Consider the following 18,327-nt stretch of genomic DNA (forward strand, 5'->3'; position numbering starts at 1 on the left):
GCAGACGGCCGACATCGGGTTTCCAGCCGTGATTTCAGAGGGGAAAAAAGGGCTGTAGCCGGCTTGTGGTTATGGCGGGTAGCTATCGATTTGGTAGCGCGGGTTGGGGTGGGCCGGGCTCGCGCCGACGGCGTACTCTGCTCCGCGACTGTCCCCCGGCCTGCGGCCTCCTCCTTGATGTCGCTGCGCAGAGCACGCCATCGTCACGATCCCTGTCGGGTGCTTGATCGACGGTGATCAGGCGGGCGCCTGCTATGGGCTCTGCTTCCTTCGCAAGACGTCGATGCAGACACAGCGCCAGCGACCTGGGCCAGCCATTGATCCGACCCGCACGACGCGACGCTTCCAGGGCCGGGAGCGTCGGGTGACCCCCGCAGCGAAATAAAGGGGGAGGCCGCAGGCCGGAGGACATTCGCGGAGGGGGTCACCCGGCGATCACGGACCCCGCACCCGCCAAGCCCCGACGAAAACAAAATCGCTACGAATTAAATAGCAAGAAGCCGGCACCCCACGCCGGCTACAGCCACCTAACGCCTATAAACCTACTGCAACCGTCGCACCACGTCCATCGCCTCCTCCACCCGCTCGACAGGATGGATCTCCAGCCCCTCGATCGGCTTCCTGGGCATGTTGGCCTTGGGCACCACCGCCACGGTGAAGCCCAACTTGGCGGCCTCGCGCAGCCGTTCCTGGCCGCGGGGCGCCGGCCGCACCTCGCCGGCCAATCCCACCTCGCCGAAGGCCAGGAAGCCCTTGGGCAGCGGCTTGCCGCGCAGGCTGCCGGTGATCGCGAACATCACCGCCAGGTCGGCCGCCGGCTCGGTGATCCGCACCCCGCCCACCGCGTTGACGAACACGTCCTGGTCCATGCAGGCCACGCCCGCGTGGCGGTGCAGCACCGCCAGCAGCATCGCCAGCCGGTCGCGGTCCAGGCCCACCGACAGGCGCCGCGGGCTGGGGCCGCCGGCATCGACCAGCGCCTGGATCTCCACCAGCATCGGCCGGGTGCCCTCCAGCGTCACCATCACGCAGCTGCCGGGCACCGGCTCGGTGTGCTGGCTGAGGAAGATCGCGCTGGGGTTGCTCACGCCCTTCAGGCCCTTCTCGGTCATCGCGAACACGCCGATCTCGTTGACCGCGCCGAAGCGGTTCTTGATCGCCCGCACCAGCCGGAAGCTGCTGTGCGTGTCGCCCTCGAAGTAGAGCACCGTGTCGACCATGTGCTCCAGCACCCGCGGACCGGCCAGCGAGCCGTCCTTGGTGACGTGGCCGACCAGCACGATCGCCACGCCGCTGGCCTTGGCCGCGCGGGTCAGGTGGGCCGCGCATTCGCGCACCTGCGCCACCGAGCCGGGGGCCGAAGTCAGCTGGTCTGAGTACACCGTCTGGATCGAATCGATCACCGCCACCGCCGGGCGCAGCTGGTCCAGCGTCGCCAAAATTTTCTCCAGCTGGATCTCGGCCAGCACCTGCACCTGGGAGCAGTCCAGCCCCAGCCGGCGCGCCCGCATCGCCACCTGCGCGCCGCTTTCCTCGCCGGTCACGTACAGGGTGTCGAGCCCGCCCGGGGCGGCACCGTCGCCCTCCAGCGGCCGGCGCGAGAGGGCGTCCAGCGCCTGCAGCAGCAGGGTCGACTTGCCGATGCCCGGGTCGCCGCCGATCAGCACCACGCCGCCCTCGACGATGCCGCCGCCCAGCACCCGGTCCAGCTCGTCCAGGCCGGTGGGCGTTCGGGCGAAATCGCTGGCCTCGATGTCGGCCAGCAGCGTCACCGACGCGGTCTGCGCCAGGGCCGCGAAGGCCGGCGTCGCCAGCCGGTTCTTGCCCGGCGGCACGGCGGCGGGCGCCACCGATTCCTCCAGCGTGTTCCAGGCGCCGCAGTGCGGGCATTTGCCGAGCCAGCGGGGGCTGGTGCCGCCGCAGGCGTTGCAGGTGTAGAGGGTCTTGTCCTTGGCCATGAGGAGGGCGACTATAGGCGGTCGCGGCGCCCGTCCGGCACGGCCCGCCGCATGCCCCGGCGGCGCGCGGGGTGGCCCGCTCGGGAGTGCCCCCCTGGGCCGGGCGACAACGTTTCGGCGGCGTCGGATCCGCCGAAGAGAAGCTCTAACCCCCCGCTGCCGCCTGCAACTCGGCGAGGGAGACGGCGCCGTCGCGGTTGCTGTCCACCCGGTCGAAATTGCGGGCCAGGTCGGGCAGCTGCTCGGCCTCGGTGCGGCTCAGGCGGCCGTCGTGGTCGGCATCGGCGCGGCTGAAGACGGTGGGCACGTCGGGCTTGCCGGCCACCGGCGCGGCGCGGGCCACCGCTGCGGGCTCCAGGCCAGGTTGCGCCGCGACCGACGGGGGCGTCATCGTGCTGGCGGAGCCTGGCGGCACGGCCATCGGGGCGGGCTGGCTGCGGGCGGTGGGGCTGCCCGATGCGGGTGCCGTCACCGACAGCGGCATGTCGGCGCGGCCGTCGGGGCCCAGTTGCGCATGCGAGGCCAGGGCCACGCCCATCGCCAGCCCGGCGAAGAGCACCACGCTGCGGGCATCGAAGCCGGCGGGCAGTGCCTTGTGGGCGCGGCGAAGTGAGCAGGAGAGGGTGGCGGCGGTCGTCGTCGTCATTTGGTTCATGAGTGCCTTTCGGTTCGAACGATGGAGAGAACCCGCATTCGATACGCCACGGCGCCCCCGGGCCAGCGTTATTGCCTCGTGTTGCCGCGCTGACATTTGGCTTTCCACCGAAACATCCTGGCGCGCCATGTACAGCCGCCTGCCGGGCGTCTGCCGGGCGTCCGGGCGCCGTTCCAGCCACCGCGCAAGCGCCCTGCCTGCCCGCACCGACGGTAGCTCAACCCCGCGGTGCACCGCATACGCCAGGCCCACGATCACCGCCAGCGAGAAACCGAGCGCGGCGCCCGGCGGCATGCCGATATCGGCCAGGTAGCGCAGCAGCGCGAAGCCGAAGAGACAGTGCACCGCGTAGAGCGGAAAGCTGATCCGCGCCAGGAAGTCCACCAGCGGATGCGGTTTGAAATGCGCGCGGTAGGCATAGGCGGTGGCGAAGACGGCCACGTTGAGCACATACACGTCGCTCACCATCGGCACCTGCTCGGCCTTGGCGGAGCGGGCCCAGGCCAGCAGCAGCAGTGCCAGCAGGCCGGCCCCGGCGGCCACCAGCGTGCGGCCGGCGATCCAGCCGCGCAGGTGGTAGTAGAAGAGCGTGCCCACCATCATGTAGGGCACGAAGCACAGCTCCGCCGCCAGCGCGCGCCAGTCGATGCCGCCCGCCATGCCGAGCCGTGGGGCGGCCAGATTCAGGCCCAGCACCGCCGCGCCCGCCAGCAGCAGCGGCCAGGTCCGGCCGCGCGGCGTGCAGGCCGCCAGCAGCGCCATCACCAGGTAGAACTTCAACTCGATCGCCAGCGTCCAGTTCACCGGGTCGAGGGTGGGCACGCCGGTCACCGTGTGCACCAGCAGTGCGTTGGCCGCGATGGCACCGCCGCCCAGCGCGAAATGCTGGTCCCAGTACCGAGAAGAGGCCCACACCGCCGCCAGGCCGATCGCCATGCACGCCAGGTAGGTCGGGTAGATGCGCAGCACCCGTGCCGCAAGGAAAGGCCCCGGCCGCAGCCGCTCAAGCGACATCGGGATCACGAAACCGCTCACCAGGAAAAAGATCGACACGCCGAAGGGGCCGAAGGCGAACAGGTCGACCAGCGCGGGCAGGCGCGTCTGCACCGCCGCCATCGGCGGGGCTGCCACGAAGCGGCCGACGGTCTCGCGCCAGGCCCAGAAGCCGCCGAACAGGTGGTAGACGATGACCGCGACGGCGGCGAGGCTGCGCAGCTGGTCGGCGAAGACGATCTTGCCGTGCGGCCCTGCCGGCCCTGTCGTGCCTGCGGGCTGCGTGGCAGGTGCCGATGCGGCGGATGCGGATAGCGGATGCGGTGTCTGCAAATGGAGCCTCCCAAAGAAGCGGCCCGCAAGCGGCCGTGCGGCATTGCAGCAGCGTGGGCGGCCGGGCCCGTGTCGAGTTGTAGGCCGGCGGCACCGCACAATCCCCCTCTTTTCCAGACGCAACAGGACACGCATGGGCCAACGCCTCACCCAGATCGCCACCCGCACCGGAGACGACGGTTCCACCGGTCTGGGCGACAACCGCCGCGTGCCCAAGGACCACCTGCGGGTGCAGGCCCTGGGCGACGTGGACGAACTCAATTCGCATGTCGGCCTGCTGCTCTGCGAGCCGATGGCGGCCGAGGTGCGTGGCCTGCTGGTCGAGGTGCAGCACCACCTGTTCGACCTGGGCGGCGAGCTGTCGATCCCCGGCTTCGAGCTGCTGAAGGACGCGGCGCTGCTGCGGCTCGACACCGCGCTGCAGACCTTCAACGCCGCCCTGCCGCGGCTGGAGGAGTTCATCCTGCCCGCAGGCTCCCGCGCCGCGTCGCAGGCCCACGTGTGCCGCACCGTGGCCCGCCGGGCCGAGCGCACCGTTGTCGCGCTGGGGCTGGCCGAGCCGCTGCGCGATGCGCCGCGCCGCTACCTCAACCGGCTGTCCGACCTGCTCTTCGTGCTGGCCCGTACCCTGAACCGCATGGATGGCGGCGACGACGTGTACTGGAAAAGCGAGCGCATGGCCCGCGCCGGCGACGCGGCATGAGCCGGCGGCCGTGCGGCCCGGTTCGCGGCGCGCGCGCCGATACAGCCTCTCGGCACTGTTACCGCTTGTCTGCATTTGTGCCTGGGGCGGGCGCTGCGCGGTCCACGGCCTGAACGAAAGCAGGGTTCATGCGGCTGCGCCACATCGAGGTCTTCAACGCGATCATGCTCACCGGCAGCGTCAGCGCGGCGGCGCGGCTGATCAACGTCACCCAGCCGGCGGTCAGCCGCACGCTGCAGCATGCCGAGCTGCAGCTGGGCTTTCCGCTGTTCCAGCGCACCCGCGGCCGGCTGGTGCCGACCAACGAGGCGCTCACGCTGTACCCGCACATCGAGCGGCTCTTCGGCCAGCTCGACGCGGTGCAGCGCCTGGCCGAGAACCTGCGCACCGCGCTGGACGTGGGCGAGCTGCGCATCCTGACGGTGCTGGCGCTCAGCTACGAGGTGCTGCCGCGCGCGCTGCACATCTTCCGCCAGCAGCATGCGGCGATCGCGGTGCGGGTCGAGGCGCTGCACTCGCCGCAGATCATGTCGGCGCTGCTGCTGCGCGAGGCCGACGTGGGCTTCGTCTTCAGCCCGGTGGTGCATCCGGCCCTCACGCAGGAGCCGCTGGCCGAGAGCCGCATCGTCTGCATCGCGCCCAAGGGCATGCTGGCCGCGCGGCTGGTGCGGCGCGGCTGGGTGGCGCTGGACGACATCGCCGAGCTGCCCGCGGTGGTGCTGGACGCGCGCGACCCGGTCGGCACCAGCCTGAGCCAGGCCTGCCGCGAAGCCGGCGTCGGCCTGCAGGCGGTGGTGACGGTGCAGACCTACCACGCGGCGCTGTCGATGGCGCACTACGGCCTGGGCGTGGCCCTGGTCGACGGCTGCACCGCCGGCTCGGCCGACCGCGAGCGGGTCGACGTGCTGCGGCTGGAGCCGCACATCCCGGTGCCGATCCGTGTGCTGCGCCAGGCCGATACGCCCGATTCGGTGGTGGTGCGGGCGATCACCCGGGCGATGAAGCAGGCCTTGAAGGACATCACCTAGCGCATCCCCAGGCGCCGCACTGCATGTCTGCGCCAAACCCTTCGCCGGGGCCGGCGCCGGTTCCACGGTGTTGCCGGCCGGGAACGCGCCGGCGGTCCGGGCATGGCCGTCAGACCATCGCCTCGATCCGCGCCGCGGTTCCGAAGGCCAGGGTGAAGCCGAGTGCGCCGTGCCCGGTGTTGAACAGCAAGCCTTCGGGCGTGCCCGGCAGGCGGCCGACGACCGGGCGGCCGGTGGGCGTGGCGGGGCGCATGCCGGTCCAGTGCTGCAGCTCGGGCGCGTCGGCCAACTGGGGGAACACCGAGCGCGTGGCCTGCCGCAGCATGGCGATGCGGGCCGGCGGAATGCTGCCGCCATGGCCCACGATCTCGGCCATGCCCGCCACCCGCAGCCGGTCGCCGATGCGGGCGAACACCACCTTGCGCGGGCTGTCGGTGATGCTGACCCGCGGGCCGGCCGCAGCACCGGTGCCGCCGCCGTGCGCGGCCAGGTCCAGCGTCAGGCTGTAGCCCTTGAGCGGATAGACCGGCACCCGCACCCCCAGCGTGCGCGCCAACCGCCACGAGGCGGTACCCAGCGCCACCACGATGCGATCGGCCTCCAGCACGCCGTGGGCGGTGCGCAGGCCCACCGCGCGGCCCTGGCGCACCTCCACGCCGTGGGCCTCCAGGCCGGTGTGCAGCACGGCGCCGCGCTGCGCCAGCGCCCGGGCCAATGCCTCGCACACCTTCAGGCAGTCGGCCGCGCATTCGCTCGGCGTGTGCACCGCGCCGGCGATGCGGTGGCGGTAGGCGTCGAGCGCCGGCTCGATCTGCGCGCATTCGACCGGCGTCACGATGCGCTGCGCGCCGCTGCCTAGGCCGGCCTGCAGCGTCACCTGCCGCGCGGCACCGGCCAGCGCGGCGGACGTGCGGTAGAGCACCAACTTGCCGGTGGCGGAGAAATCGCAATCGGGCTGCAGGTCGGCCCGCATCGCCTCGAAGCCGGCGCGGCTCTCGGCCGCCAGGGCCAGCAGCTGCGCGGTGGTTTCGCGGGAGGTGTCGGCATTGCAGGCCGCCAGGAACGCCGTCGCCCAGCGCCACTGGTGCGGGTCGAGCCGGGGCCGCAGCTTCAACGGGGAGCCGGGCGACAGCAGCAGCTTGGGTAGCTGCCTCCACAGGCCCGGGTCGGCCAGCGGCTGCACGTAGGAATAGCTGAGCTGCGCCCCGTTGCCGCCGCTGGCGCCCTGGCCGGGCGCGGCCCGGTCGACCACCGTCACGCGGTGGCCGGCGCATTGCAGGCGGTAGGCGGTGGCCAGGCCGGTGATACCGGCGCCGAGCACGCAGACATGCATGGAAAGACTCCTGCTGGAGACTGCGGCCGGGCAGGGCGCCGCACTGGCGGCCGCAACGCGAGCCGCCCGCCGACTGTAGGCCTGCACGGCGCCCCGGCGCATGCGCCTGCCGTGTCGGCCCATGCCGGCAGGTGATGGACGGCAACGGCCTTTCGCGGGCATCGACAGCGCCGCGACCAGACCATAACATCCGGGCATGGCCGCGCGAACGAAAAGCATGTGCCAGCGCGGTAACGGATTTCTACACTGGCCCGGCGCTTGCATCCCTGCCGGCCCGTACCGTCGTCCCGTGTCCGTCCCGTTCCCTCCTACCGAAAGGTTCGCATGAAGCTCCCTGCATCGCTGCTCGCTCCCCTGGCCCTCGCCCTGCTGGCCTCGGCCGGCCCGGCCCAGGCCGACACCCTGTCCAAGATCGCGGAGTCGGGCCAGATCACGCTGGCGTACCGCGAGTCGTCCGCGCCCTTCAGCTACCTGCAGGCGCCCGGCCAGCCGATCGGCTTCTCGGTCGAGATCGCCAACGCGGTGGCCGACGCCGCCCGCAAGCAGCTGGGCAAGCCCGACATCAAGATCGCCTGGATGCCGGTGACCTCGCAGAACCGCATCCCGCTGGTGCAGAACGGCACGGTCGACCTGGAGTGCGGCTCCACCACCAACAACAGCGCGCGCGGCAAGGAGGTGGCCTTCGCGATCAACTATTTCTACACCGGCACCCGGCTGCTGACCAAGAAAAGCTCGGGCGTGAAGAACTACGCCGACTTGGCCGGCAAATCCATCTCCACCACTACCGGCACCACCAACCTGCAGGTGCTGCGCAAGTACGACGCCGAGAAGAAGCTCGGCATGCAGTTCACCTTCGGCAAGGACCACGCGGACTCGTTCCTGCTGGTCGAGAGCGGCCGGGCGCTGGCCTTCGGCATGGACGACATCCTGCTCTACGGCCTGAAGGCCAACGCCAAGACGCCCGACGAGTACGAGGTCACCGGCGACGCGCTGCAGGTCGAGCCCTATGCCTGCATGCTGCGCAAGGACGACGCCGGTTTCAAGACCCTGGTCGACGGCGTGATCGGCGGCATGATGAAGACCGGCGCTTTCGAGAAGCTCTACGACAAGTGGTTCCTGCAGCCGATCCCTCCGAAGAACATGCCGCTCAACGTGCCGATGAGCGCCGAGCTGCGCGCCAACATCACCGGCCAGAGCGACAAGCCCGCGATGTGAGCGGCACCGCTGCAGCCCCCGTCGCCCGACCGGCCGCCCGCGCGGGCACGGGCGACCCCGCACCCGCGCATCGCCCGCCGCACACCGTCGGCATCCTCGGCGGCATGGGCCCGGCCGCGGGGGCCGACTTCGTGCGGCTCTTCGTGCAGGCCTGCGCCCGCCGGATGGCCGCGGCCGGTCGGCCGGTGACCGACCAGGGTTTTCCCGAGCATTGGCTTGCGCAGGTGCCGGTGCCCGACCGCAGCCGCGCGCTGGCCGACACCACGCCCGGCCCGCACCAGCCGCTGGATCCGATGCTCGACGCCCTGGGCCGCCTGCACAGCCTGGGCGCGCGCGCGGTGGCCATCGCCTGCAACACCGCGCACGCCTGGCATGCGCCGCTGCAGGCGGGCTGTCCGGCGCTCGACCTGCTGCACATCGCCGACGAGACCGCCGCGCACCTGGCCGCCGCCGGCGTGCGCCAGGCGATCCTGCTGGCGACCGAAGGCACCTACGCCACCGGCCTCTACGACGCCGCCCTGGCGCGGGCCGGCGTGGCCTGCCACCTGCCGACCGCCGCGGAGCGCGCAACCGTCATGCACGGCATCTACGCCGGCGTCAAGGCGGGCGACATGGCCCTGGCCCGCCGCTGCTTCGCCGGCGTGACTGGCGCGATGGCCGTGCGCCATCCGGGCAGCGCCGTCGTGATGGGCTGCACCGAGATTCCGCTGGCGCTGCCGGATGCCGAAGAAGCGCGGCACTGGCAACTGGTCGATCCCACCGCGGTGCTGGCGGAGGCGCTGGCGCGGCGGGCCTACGCGGCCGGCTGACGGCGCGACGTGGTGATCTGCACGAAGTAGTGCCGCAGCGCGAACAGGCTGCGCAAAAAGGTGCGCGCATCCATGTCGGTATGGCTGCCGCTGTCGGCGAACGAAACCAGGCCCGGCTTGGGCGTCAGCGCCAGTTCGTCGTAGAGCGCCATGGTGGCGGCGCTGCCGATGCGCTGCAGCGCGGCCCCGGCATCGGTATCTGTTCTTGGCGCCGCGCGAAGTCGATCGCGCTGCCCAGGTGCGCCATCGCGCGGTTGATGCCCAGCAGCTCGTCGCGGCGGGGCAGCTACTGGCCCTGCGTATCCACCACCAGCAGGATCGGCCTGCCAGGGTGAACCGCCACGGTGTCGAGCACCACGCGGGCCTGCGCCAGCGCCACGCCGACATTGGCGTGGCCGGTGGTGCCGACCACGGCCAGCGGCGCGCCGTCGAAGGTGGCTGTGCCATGCAGAAAATCGCTGTCGGCCACGATGCCGTGCGACGGGCCGAAGAGCGTGGTGGCGAGGGTGTTCCAGTCCATGTCGTCGTCCTCCGGCTATGCGGTGCGGGGCGTGGGAAACGCGTCCTGGAGCGCGGCCACGTCGAGGGCCGGCACCCGGGCCGGGTCGGGCACGCCCAGCGTGCGCCAGAGGCGCTCGGCCTCTCCGCCGTCGCCGGCCCAGTCGGCCTCGGGCACCTCGCGCAGGCGGGCGGCCAGCAGGGCGTGCTCGGCCTCCAGCGCGTCCAGCGTCACCGGGCGCGATGCGCCGCCGCCTTCCAGCAATGCGAGGGCCGCGGCGCGGAACGCGGCCACCGCGTCTTCCACCAGCCGGTCGCAGTCGCCGGTCAGCCAGCGGTGCTTGCCGCCGGTGGTGCGCCAGACCAGGGCGCGGTCGCGCGCGTCGAATTCGTCCATCCCGTGAGAGGCCTCGATCACCTCGGGCCCCGACATCGCGAGCCGCCCCACGTCGCTCATCACGATGCGGTCGATCGCCACCATGGCCATCAGCACCTGGATTTCGCTGATCTGCGCCGGGTCGCGGGTGAAGAGCGGCTCGATGAAATGCGGCCGCGGCGCGGGCACGACGAAGCTCACCCAGTCGGCCGGGATGTCGATGCGCGGCAGCGTGGTGGTGGCGCCGTCGACCAGTTCGTCGACCTGCGCGATCACGATGCCGCCCGAGAACGCGGTGGCCTCGACGATGGCGGGCGTGTCCTCGGTGTTGGGGCCGGTGTAGAGGTTGTCCTGTGCGTCGGCGGCCTGCGCCGCGACCAGCGCCACGTGCGGCGTCAGGTCGACGAAGTAGCGGGCGAACAGCGCCAGGTAGGTGTGGATCGCGCCGATCTCGATGCGGCCGGCCGAGGCCAGCTGCGCCAGCCGCGCACCCTGCGGGCCGGAGAAGCTGAAGTCGAGCCGGCTGGCCACGCCGTTCTCGAACACGTCGAGGTGCTGCGGCAGCGCCAGCACCGACTGCACCATGTGCAGGTGGTGCACCCGCTGCGGATCGAGCGCCACCAGCGCGTCGGCCAGGAAGTCGGCCTGCTTCTGGTTGTTGCCCTCCAGGCAGACCCGGTCGTGCGGCTCGATCACCGCCTCCAGCAGGGCGCCGACAGCGGTGGCATCGGCGACCACCTTGCCGCGCAGGCGGGGGCCGAGCGCTTCGGCGACCCGGGCGAGCCGAGTGGCGCGGCCCTGGGCGCGGAGGTTCCAGGAGGGTGTGGCTTGCATGCCGGCGCGCGTACGGCGGCCCGCCGCGCCGATCAATCAAGCCGGCGGCACGACGCTTACGCCCAGCGGAACGGAAACGGGCGCGGCATCAGTCGTGCGACGGGTCGACCGCCCACGGTGCCTGCGCGAAATGCTGCGCCAGGAACGCGATCAGCGCCTGCACCCGCGCCGGCTTGGCGCGGCCGGGCGGGGTGACGATGTGCAGCGCGATCGCGGGCGGCGCCCAGTCTTCCATCGTGGCCTCGATGCGGCCGGCGCGCAGGTCGTCCCAGGCGAGGAACTCGGGCTGCATCGCCAGGCCCAGGCCGGCGCGCAGCGCGGGCACCAGCGCCTCGGCGTTGTTGACCTGCAGGGCCGCCGGCACCACCTGCGCGAAATCGCCATGCCGCGCATGGCGGAACCGCCAGGCCTCGCCGGCGCGGGCATGGGTGTAGCGCAGCGCCCGGTGCTGCGCCAGGTCGCGCGGATGGGCCGGATGGCCGTGCTGCGCGAAGTAGGCCGGCGCGCCCACCAGCAGGATGCGCACGGTGCACAGCCGCCGGGCCAGCAGGCTGGAATCGGGCAGGTCGGAGATGCGCAGCGCCAGGTCGAAGCCCTGGGCCACCACGTCGGTCAGCGCATCGCTGAAATGCAGGTCCAGCGTCACCTCGGGGTGGCGCTCCATGAAGAGCGGCAGCGCCGGCCCCAGGTGCGACACGCCGAAAGACATCGGCGCGGCGATGCGGATCGTGCCGCGCAGGCTCTTCGACTGCTCCGTCACCTCGGCCTCGACCGCCTCGCCCTCGCTCAGGATGCGGGCGGCCCGCTCCAGCGACGCCTGGCCGCTGGCGGTGAGCGACATCTTGCGCGAGGTGCGGTGGAACAGCGTGGTGCGCAGCCGGGTCTCCAGCCGGGTGATCGCCTTCGACACCGTCGGCTGCGACACCGCCAGATCGGCCGAGGCACTGGCGAACGAGCCGGTCTCCGCCACCTTGGCGAAGATCGCCCAGGCTTCCAGGTCGGGCAGCTTGCTCATGGGGATGCGGCGGGATCAAAAGGCGGCATGGTAATTTTGGAATCGATGGTTTTCCATCTTTTCTATTCTCTGAACGATCGTCGGATCCTACAGTTCATCCATCGCAACATGCACTGCAGGAGAAACACCATGATCGAACGCCGTCCCTTCGCCGAACTCGGTGGTGCCGACCACGGCTGGCTCGATGCCAAGCACCACTTCTCGTTCGCCGGCTACCACGACGCCGCCCGCATGGGCTGGGGCGCGCTGCGGGTCTGGAACGACGACACCATCGCACCGGGCACCGGCTTCCCGCCCCATGCCCATGCCGACATGGAAATCATCACCTACGTCCGGGAAGGCGCGATCATCCACCAGGACAATCTGGGCAACCAGGGCCGCACCGAGGCGGGCGACGTGCAGGTGATGAGCGCCGGCAGCGGCATCCGCCACTCCGAATACAACCACGAGTCGGTGACCACCAAGATATTCCAGATCTGGATTATCCCGGACGGACGTGGCCAAGCGCCTTCGTGGGGCGCCAAGCCCTTCCCCAAGGGCGACCGCTCGGGCCGGTTCGTGGCGTTGGCCAGCGGCCTGCCGGGCGACGACGACGCGCTGCCGATCCGGACCGACGCCCGGGTGCTGGGTGCCACGCTGAAGGCCGGCGAATCGGCCGAGTACCGGCTGGGCCGTGACCGCCGCGGCTACCTGGTGACCGCCAGCGGCGAGGTCGAGATCGACGGCGTGCCGCTGGCCGCGCGCGACGGCGCCGCGATCCGCGACGTGGACACCTTCCGCGTCACTGCGCGGTCGGACGCCGAGCTGGTGTTCGTCGACTCGGCACCGTAAGCCGGCACCCGGGGGGCCGCCCCGACACCTCCGGCGGCTTCGCCTTTTTTCCCGGTGCTTCCGGCCCCTCGGCTGTCGGCACTTCGGTCTTTTTGCCGCTGCACGCCTGCTGCGCGGCGCAGGCCATCGGGTTTTCCAGAATTCGGCTATCGGTATCGGTGGGGTCTAAAAAACGATTGGTCCGATATCGCAATGGTTTCTACATTGGCTGCCCAACACCCGCACGCATGGCAGCCGCACACCCATGACCATCGCACGGCGCGCCTACCGCGCCCATGCCCCTCCCGTTTCGCTTCCGGCGATGCAGCCGGGGTGACCCTGCTGCACCCCTAGCCCCCTTGCGCGCACCCGGATTCGCGTTCGGCTCTCACGGCCGACGGAGGCGCAGCTTAGCCCGGACGACCCAGAACGATTCACAACAGGAGACCGCAACCATGACCAAGACCAAGAAAAGCGCGCTGAAAACCCTCGCCCTCGCCACCATCGCCGCCGCCGGCACCGCAGACCTCGCGCCCGCGGCCTGGGCCCAGTCCAACGTCATCATCTACGGCCGCGTCGTCGGCGGCGTCGAATACGTCGACAAGATCCGCGACACCACCACCGGCCAGACCGGATCGCTCACCCGCGCGGCCGACAACCAGTGGGGCACCAGCATGCTCGGCTTCAAGGGGTCGGAGGACCTCGGCGGCGGCCTGAAGGCCGACTTCCTCCTCGAGAGCGGCTTCGGCCTGAAGACCGGCACCACCAACGGCACCGCGTTCTTCAACCGCCGCTCCTATGTCGGACTCTCCAGCGCCAGCTGGGGTCGCTTTCGGCTCGGCAAGAACCTGCTGATCAGCAACGACGTTTGGAACCTCGACCCCACCGGCCAGCAGTTCATCAGCAGCTCGACCCTCGTGCGCGGCCGCAACTGGCAAGGCGCCAGCAACGTCGTCGAGTACTCGACCCCCGACCTGGCCGGCTTCAACGCCACAGCCCAGATCGGTATCGGCGAGCAGGTCGGCAGCACCAAGCCGCTCAGCACCGCGGGTGTGTCGCTCAGCTACATCCACCAAGATTTGGAACTGCGCGGCATCTACTCGCAGCGACGCGACCAGAACGGTGTCTACAGCAACCCCTACACCTTCTCGAAGGAAGGCATTGTCGGCGGCACCTACCGGTTCGGCCCGGCCAAGGTGTTCGCCGCCTACGACACCATCACCGCGGGCGACGCACCCGTCACCGGCCCCTCCAAGGTCAAGCACGGCTGGTTGGGGGTGCGCTACGAGGTCAACGGCGCATTGCAGCTGATCGGGGCGGCCTACCGTGTCGACACCGACCGGGTGGACGGCAAGGCGACGCTGCTGATGGTGGGAGCCGACTACTACTTGTCTAAGCGGACCTTCCTGTACGCGTCGCTGGGCGGGGTGAGTAACGCGGGCAACGGCAACTTCGCGGCGGACGTATCGGTCAACGGGCCTGGGGCGGGCAGGTCGCAGCGGGCCGTCTATGCGGGGATGGGGCACAGCTTCTGAGCCGAGGGGCTTTCGGCATCGTGCCGAGCCCGGCACGCCATGGGACCGCGCGTGGCCACAACCCGCTCACATTTCTATAAAGATTCGGGGCCCGGCCCGTCGTGCAATGCTCCGGTTCCCTCGGCTCTCATTGCCGCGCCCGCACTCATGCGCAAACGGGTCGGCCGACGGGTTCGCCCAGCGACAGGGTGCGACAGGCGCAAGCGATCCGTCGGTCGCACCGCGTTTCACCGCAGCACGAGCTGCGCCGGCACCGCCGCGCGGCCCACTACGCTGCCCGGCACGTGGAACACTGCCACCGACTCCACCAGCCGCTGGGCCTGCAGCCGGAGGCTTTCCGCGGCCGCGGCGCCTTCCTCGACCAGGGCGGCGTTCTGCTGGGTGGTCTGGTCCATCTGGGTGACGGCCTCTCCCACCTGGGAGACGCCGGTACTCTGCTCGGCGCTGGCGGCGCTGATCTCGGTGACGATGTCACTGACCCGGCGGATTTCGGTGACGATCTCGGCCATGGTGGTGCCGGCCCGGTCGACCAGGACCGCACCGCGGTCGACCTGCTCGACGCTGCTGGTGATCAGCTGCTTGATCTCCTTGGCAGCGGTGGCGCTGCGCTGGGCCAGGTTGCGCACTTCGGCGGCGACGACCGCGAAGCCGCGACCCTGGTCGCCGGCGCGGGCCGCTTCCACCGCGGCGTTCAGCGCCAGGATGTTGGTCTGGAACGCGATGCCGTCGATCGTGCCGATGATGTCGGCGATCTTGTGCGAGCTGGCGCTGATGTCGCGCATCGTATGCACCACCTGCTGCACGACCTCGCCGCCCTTGCCGGCGACGCCGCTGGCGCCCTGGGCCAGGGTACTGGCCTGGCGGGCGTTGTCGGCGTTGTTGCGCACGGTGGTGCCCAGCTCGTCCATGGTGGCGGCGGTCTCCTGTAGGGCGCTGGCCTGCAGCTCGGTGCGGCGGCTCAGGTCGGCGTTGCCGCTGGCGATCTGCTGGGAGCCGGTGGCGATCGAGTCGGAAGCGTTGCGCACCTCGTGCACGATGTCCGCCAAGTTGGTCTGCATCCGCGCGAGCGAGGCCAGTACGCTGGTCACGGGCAGCTGGTCCGAGGTATCGACCGGACTCAGGTCGCCGGAGGCCACGCGTTCGGCCACCAGGCGCAGGTCGGCCGGCTCGGCGCCCAGCGCGCCCATCAGCCGCCGGGTGATCAGTACACCCGCGGCCACGGCGGCGGCCATCGCCAGCAGGCAGGCGGCGATCAGCGCCACGCGCTCGCCGCCCAGCCGCATCGTCGCCTGGTCGGTCAGGCGCTGGGCGGTGCGGGCGGTGAGTTCGGCATACGACGCGGCGGCGTTCGACATCTTGTCGAGCAGTGGCCGGCATTCGGCGTGGAGCTTGGTGACGGCCTGTTCGCGCTCGCCGCGGATGCCCAGGTCGATGATCGCCAACGCCACCGGGCCATAGTCTTTCTCGATGCGGTCCATGTCGGCGACCAGGCTGCGCGCCTGGTCGGAAGTGTCGGTGGCCGAGGCGATCATCCGCTTGAGTTCTGCCAGGTGCGCCTGTACCTTCTCGTGCGCCACCATGGCGCGGGTCTTCTCGGCCTGCGCATCGGTGGGGCTGATCGCCAGCACGATGTTGCGCGCGGCGATCGCCCGTTCGTTGATCGCGTTGCGCAGGTCGGCCGCCTTGCTGGCGCGGGCATCGATGCCATGCACGTAGTTGTCGAAGCCGCGGTTCGCGTCACCCAGCGCGTAAATGCCGAAGCCCGCCACGAAAAGGATCAGCGCCGTGAGCGTTGCGAACCCCAGGATCAATTGCTGCCGAAGCGTGAGCTGATAGCGCATGTTGCACCTTTTTACAGGAGTGGCCCTGTATTCTGTGCCTAGGCAGGCGTCAGCGGGGGGCTGTCACGGATTTTTATCGGGTCGCTTACCTTGTGGCGGATTGGCGTCATCGGTCCGGCGCGACGGACATCCGCCCCCACGATCGCGACATTCTCCGGGGGCACAATAGGCCGCCTGTCGCGGCCCCGGCATCGCGCGTGGGCCGCATGCTTCTATTTTTATATCGTATGGTCGGCGTGTAGTGCGCATCCTGGCTGCTTTCGCTACAAGCCCCCGTCTCCGCATCCCGAGAAGCCACCATGTCCATCTGGAAAAGCCCCCTATCGGTAGAGATTCTCGATGCCCTGAACGCTGGCACCGTCAGCGAGACACTGGGCGTCGAATTCCTGGAGGTGGGTCCCGACTTCCTGCGCGCCCGGGTTCCGGTGGACCGTCGCACCCGCCAGCCCTACGGCATCCTGCACGGCGGCGTCTCGGTGGTGCTGGCCGAGACGCTCGGCTCCTGCGGCGCGACCTACAGCTGCACTCCCGGCCACCGCGCGGTCGGCCTCGACATCAACGCCAACCATCTGCGCGCCACCGCCGAGGGCCATGTGACCGGCACCTCGCGGCCGGTACACCTGGGCCGCACGACGCAGGTCTGGCAGATCGACCTGCACAACGATGCGGGCGAGCTGACCTGCGTGTCGCGGATCACGGTGGCGATCCTGGCGCCGCGCTGAGGATCGGCGGCCGCAGGCCGATCCCGTATCGCCTGGCGGGTTCGGTGCCCGCCGCGGGCTCGGGCCTCAATCGTGGTCTTCGGGGCTCGGCGAGTTCTGGCCCTCTTCGGAGCGCACGGTGCCTTCTTCGACATGCAGTTCCGCGACACGGACCTGCGCCTCGGTGCGGGCCTGCTCCAGCATCTGCGCGGTTTCTTCCTCGGAAGTGGTGGGGGTGGTGTCGGGGGAATCGGTCATGTGAAAGCTCCTGTTGGTTCGCAACAGCATAGGCGGCGCGGGAGCGCGGTCCTGTAGGAGCCCGCCGCAGCGGCGCGAGGCAATCCTGTCTAGACGAAGGTCGGCACCGCCGAGGACTTCGGGTGTCCCGAAGTCGACGCCCGGCGGAGGCAAAGCCGGGGCGGTGTAGGCTGCGGGCGAACCATAGTGGCTGTGGTAGCCGGGCACGCATCCTTCGGCTTCGCTCACATTCGAATTCTCAATTTTTAAGGTTGACATTCGCTCATGTTAAAAATCACGTTACTGCCATCACGACTGAATAGGCGCCCGAAAACTGGTGCGGGTAGCGGCGGCCGTCGTCGGGCGACATACGCATGCGGCGCAGGGCTTCAGATCATTGGCACATATCGAACCAAAAAATTATTTGTTTGAAGAATAAATACCGGCTCGAATAATCGTTTCCCGCATATTTTCCGCCGGACGACCCCCCTTCTTCCTTGCATGAATTTCCAGCAACTGCGCTCCGTGCGCGAGACCGTGCGATGCGGCTTCAACCTCACCGATGTGGCGCAGGCGCTGCACACGTCGCAGCCCGGCGTAAGTCGACAGATCAGGGAGCTGGAGGACGAGCTGGGCATCGTGCTGTTCGTGCGGGCCGGCAAGCGCCTGACCGGCCTGACCGAACCCGGCGCCCATGTACTGCCGATCATCGAGCGCATCCTGCAGGACAGCCGCAACCTGCGCACCGCCAGCCAGGAGTTCGTCGCGCAGCAGCAGGGCCAGCTCTCGATCGCCGCCACCCATTCGCAGGCCCGCTACGCGCTGCCGACGGCGGTGCACGAGTTCCGCACCCGGTTTCCCGAAGTGCGGCTGAACCTGCACCAGGGCTCGCCCCGCCAAGTGGCCGAGATGCTGCTCTCGGGCGAGGCCGACGTGGGCATCGCCACCGAGGCGCTCGACAGCTACGACCTGCTGCTGGCGATGCCCTGCTACCGCTGGACCCATTCGGTCGTCGTGCCGCGCGGTCATCCGCTGGAAGACGGCCCGCTCACCCTGGCCCGGCTGGCCGGGTTTCCGCTGATCACCTACGACAACGGTTTCACCGGCCGCACCCACATCGACGGTGCCTTCGCCCAGCAGGGCCTGGTGCCCGACATCGTGCTGTCGGCGATGGACGCCGACGTGATCAAGACCTATGTGGCGCTGGGCATGGGCGTCGGCATCGTCGCCTCGATCGCCTACGAGGACGAGCGCGACATGGGCTTGAGTGCCCGCGACGCCGGCCTGCTCTTCGGCATCAACCTCACCAAGCTGGCGGTGCGGCGCGGGGCGTACCTGCGCGGATACGTCTATTCCTTCATCGAATCCTTCGCGCCGACGCTGGCCCGCAGCGTTGTGGAGCGGGCGCTGCAGGACGATATGCCGGGGTCGCAGTACGAGATTTAGGGTCGGC

The 18,327-nt window shown here is 70.2% G+C and carries 14 protein-coding genes and 3 pseudogenes; 8 read left to right on the top strand and 9 right to left on the bottom strand.

What is annotated here, in order from left to right; translation table 11 throughout:
- Positions 1-542 precede the first annotated feature (542 nt).
- Both radA and DFQ15_RS10320 read right to left on the bottom strand, forming a co-directional pair.
- The gene (gene radA, locus DFQ15_RS10315; RefSeq protein WP_110465905.1) at positions 543-1,958 is read right to left on the bottom strand and encodes a DNA repair protein RadA; all 1,416 of its coding nucleotides are present in this window, start codon (positions 1,956-1,958) and stop codon (positions 543-545) included.
- 145 nt (positions 1,959-2,103) lie between these two features.
- Entirely contained in the window at positions 2,104-3,939 is a 1,836-nt protein-coding gene (locus DFQ15_RS10320; protein ID WP_158529049.1) for an acyltransferase family protein, read from the bottom strand.
- A gap of 133 nt (positions 3,940-4,072) precedes the next feature.
- Here DFQ15_RS10320 and DFQ15_RS10325 point away from each other — a divergent pair, with 133 nt between their 5' ends.
- Positions 4,073-4,642, top strand: coding sequence for a cob(I)yrinic acid a,c-diamide adenosyltransferase (locus DFQ15_RS10325; protein ID WP_110465907.1), 570 nt, complete (start codon positions 4,073-4,075; stop codon positions 4,640-4,642).
- 128 nt (positions 4,643-4,770) lie between these two features.
- On the top strand, positions 4,771-5,670 hold the full coding sequence (locus DFQ15_RS10330; RefSeq protein WP_110465908.1) for a LysR family transcriptional regulator: 900 nt from the start codon (positions 4,771-4,773) through the stop codon (positions 5,668-5,670).
- A gap of 109 nt (positions 5,671-5,779) precedes the next feature.
- On the opposite strand, the gene DFQ15_RS10335 is transcribed toward DFQ15_RS10330, so the two are convergent.
- Positions 5,780-7,003, bottom strand: coding sequence for a D-amino acid dehydrogenase (locus tag DFQ15_RS10335; protein WP_110465909.1), 1,224 nt, complete (start codon positions 7,001-7,003; stop codon positions 5,780-5,782).
- 324 nt (positions 7,004-7,327) lie between these two features.
- On the opposite strand from DFQ15_RS10335, the gene DFQ15_RS10340 reads away from it, so the two are divergent.
- Both DFQ15_RS10340 and DFQ15_RS10345 read left to right on the top strand, forming a co-directional pair.
- Positions 7,328-8,218: an amino acid ABC transporter substrate-binding protein gene (locus DFQ15_RS10340; protein ID WP_110465910.1), complete on the top strand. Its 891-nt coding sequence runs from the start codon at positions 7,328-7,330 to the stop codon at positions 8,216-8,218.
- Between the two features lie 92 nt (positions 8,219-8,310).
- Entirely contained in the window at positions 8,311-9,027 is a 717-nt protein-coding gene (locus tag DFQ15_RS10345; RefSeq protein ID WP_259292649.1) for an aspartate/glutamate racemase family protein, read from the top strand.
- An 11-nt stretch (positions 9,028-9,038) separates the two neighbouring features.
- Here the strand turns inward: DFQ15_RS10345 and DFQ15_RS10350 are convergent.
- From DFQ15_RS10350 to DFQ15_RS10365, 4 genes and pseudogenes are all read right to left on the bottom strand, one after another.
- A pseudogene (locus tag DFQ15_RS10350) lies at positions 9,039-9,197 on the bottom strand (triphosphoribosyl-dephospho-CoA synthase); the annotation flags it as partial.
- 35 nt (positions 9,198-9,232) lie between these two features.
- Positions 9,233-9,547, bottom strand: a pseudogene (locus DFQ15_RS10355) (biotin-independent malonate decarboxylase subunit gamma); the annotation flags it as partial.
- 438 nt (positions 9,548-9,985) lie between these two features.
- Positions 9,986-10,735 (bottom strand): annotated as a pseudogene (locus DFQ15_RS10360) (malonate decarboxylase subunit alpha); the annotation flags it as partial.
- Positions 10,736-10,823: 88 nt separating this feature from the next.
- A complete protein-coding gene (locus DFQ15_RS10365) occupies positions 10,824-11,750 on the bottom strand; it encodes a LysR family transcriptional regulator (protein WP_110465912.1) in 927 nt (308 codons plus the stop codon).
- A gap of 129 nt (positions 11,751-11,879) precedes the next feature.
- Here DFQ15_RS10365 and DFQ15_RS10370 point away from each other — a divergent pair, with 129 nt between their 5' ends.
- On the top strand, positions 11,880-12,581 hold the full coding sequence (locus DFQ15_RS10370; protein WP_110465913.1) for a pirin family protein: 702 nt from the start codon (positions 11,880-11,882) through the stop codon (positions 12,579-12,581).
- Positions 12,582-13,015: 434 nt separating this feature from the next.
- Positions 13,016-14,095, top strand: a complete 1,080-nt coding sequence (locus tag DFQ15_RS10375) for a porin (RefSeq protein ID WP_110465914.1) — start codon at positions 13,016-13,018, stop codon at positions 14,093-14,095.
- Between the two features lie 227 nt (positions 14,096-14,322).
- On the opposite strand, the gene DFQ15_RS10380 is transcribed toward DFQ15_RS10375, so the two are convergent.
- Positions 14,323-15,936: a methyl-accepting chemotaxis protein gene (locus DFQ15_RS10380; protein WP_110465915.1), complete on the bottom strand. Its 1,614-nt coding sequence runs from the start codon at positions 15,934-15,936 to the stop codon at positions 14,323-14,325.
- A gap of 299 nt (positions 15,937-16,235) precedes the next feature.
- On the opposite strand from DFQ15_RS10380, the gene DFQ15_RS10385 reads away from it, so the two are divergent.
- Complete coding sequence (locus tag DFQ15_RS10385; protein ID WP_110465916.1) at positions 16,236-16,658, top strand: hotdog fold thioesterase; 423 nt, start codon at positions 16,236-16,238, stop codon at positions 16,656-16,658.
- Between the two features lie 66 nt (positions 16,659-16,724).
- On the opposite strand, the gene DFQ15_RS17425 is transcribed toward DFQ15_RS10385, so the two are convergent.
- Positions 16,725-16,895 carry a hypothetical protein gene (locus tag DFQ15_RS17425; RefSeq protein WP_158529050.1) on the bottom strand — a complete coding sequence of 57 codons (171 nt, stop codon included), beginning with the start codon at positions 16,893-16,895 and terminating at the stop codon, positions 16,725-16,727.
- Between the two features lie 480 nt (positions 16,896-17,375).
- On the opposite strand from DFQ15_RS17425, the gene DFQ15_RS10390 reads away from it, so the two are divergent.
- Entirely contained in the window at positions 17,376-18,320 is a 945-nt protein-coding gene (locus DFQ15_RS10390) for a CysB family HTH-type transcriptional regulator (RefSeq protein WP_110465917.1), read from the top strand.
- Positions 18,321-18,327 lie beyond the last annotated feature (7 nt).

The organism is Xylophilus ampelinus (assembly GCF_003217575.1).
GTDB lineage: Bacteria > Pseudomonadota > Gammaproteobacteria > Burkholderiales > Burkholderiaceae_C > Xylophilus > Xylophilus ampelinus.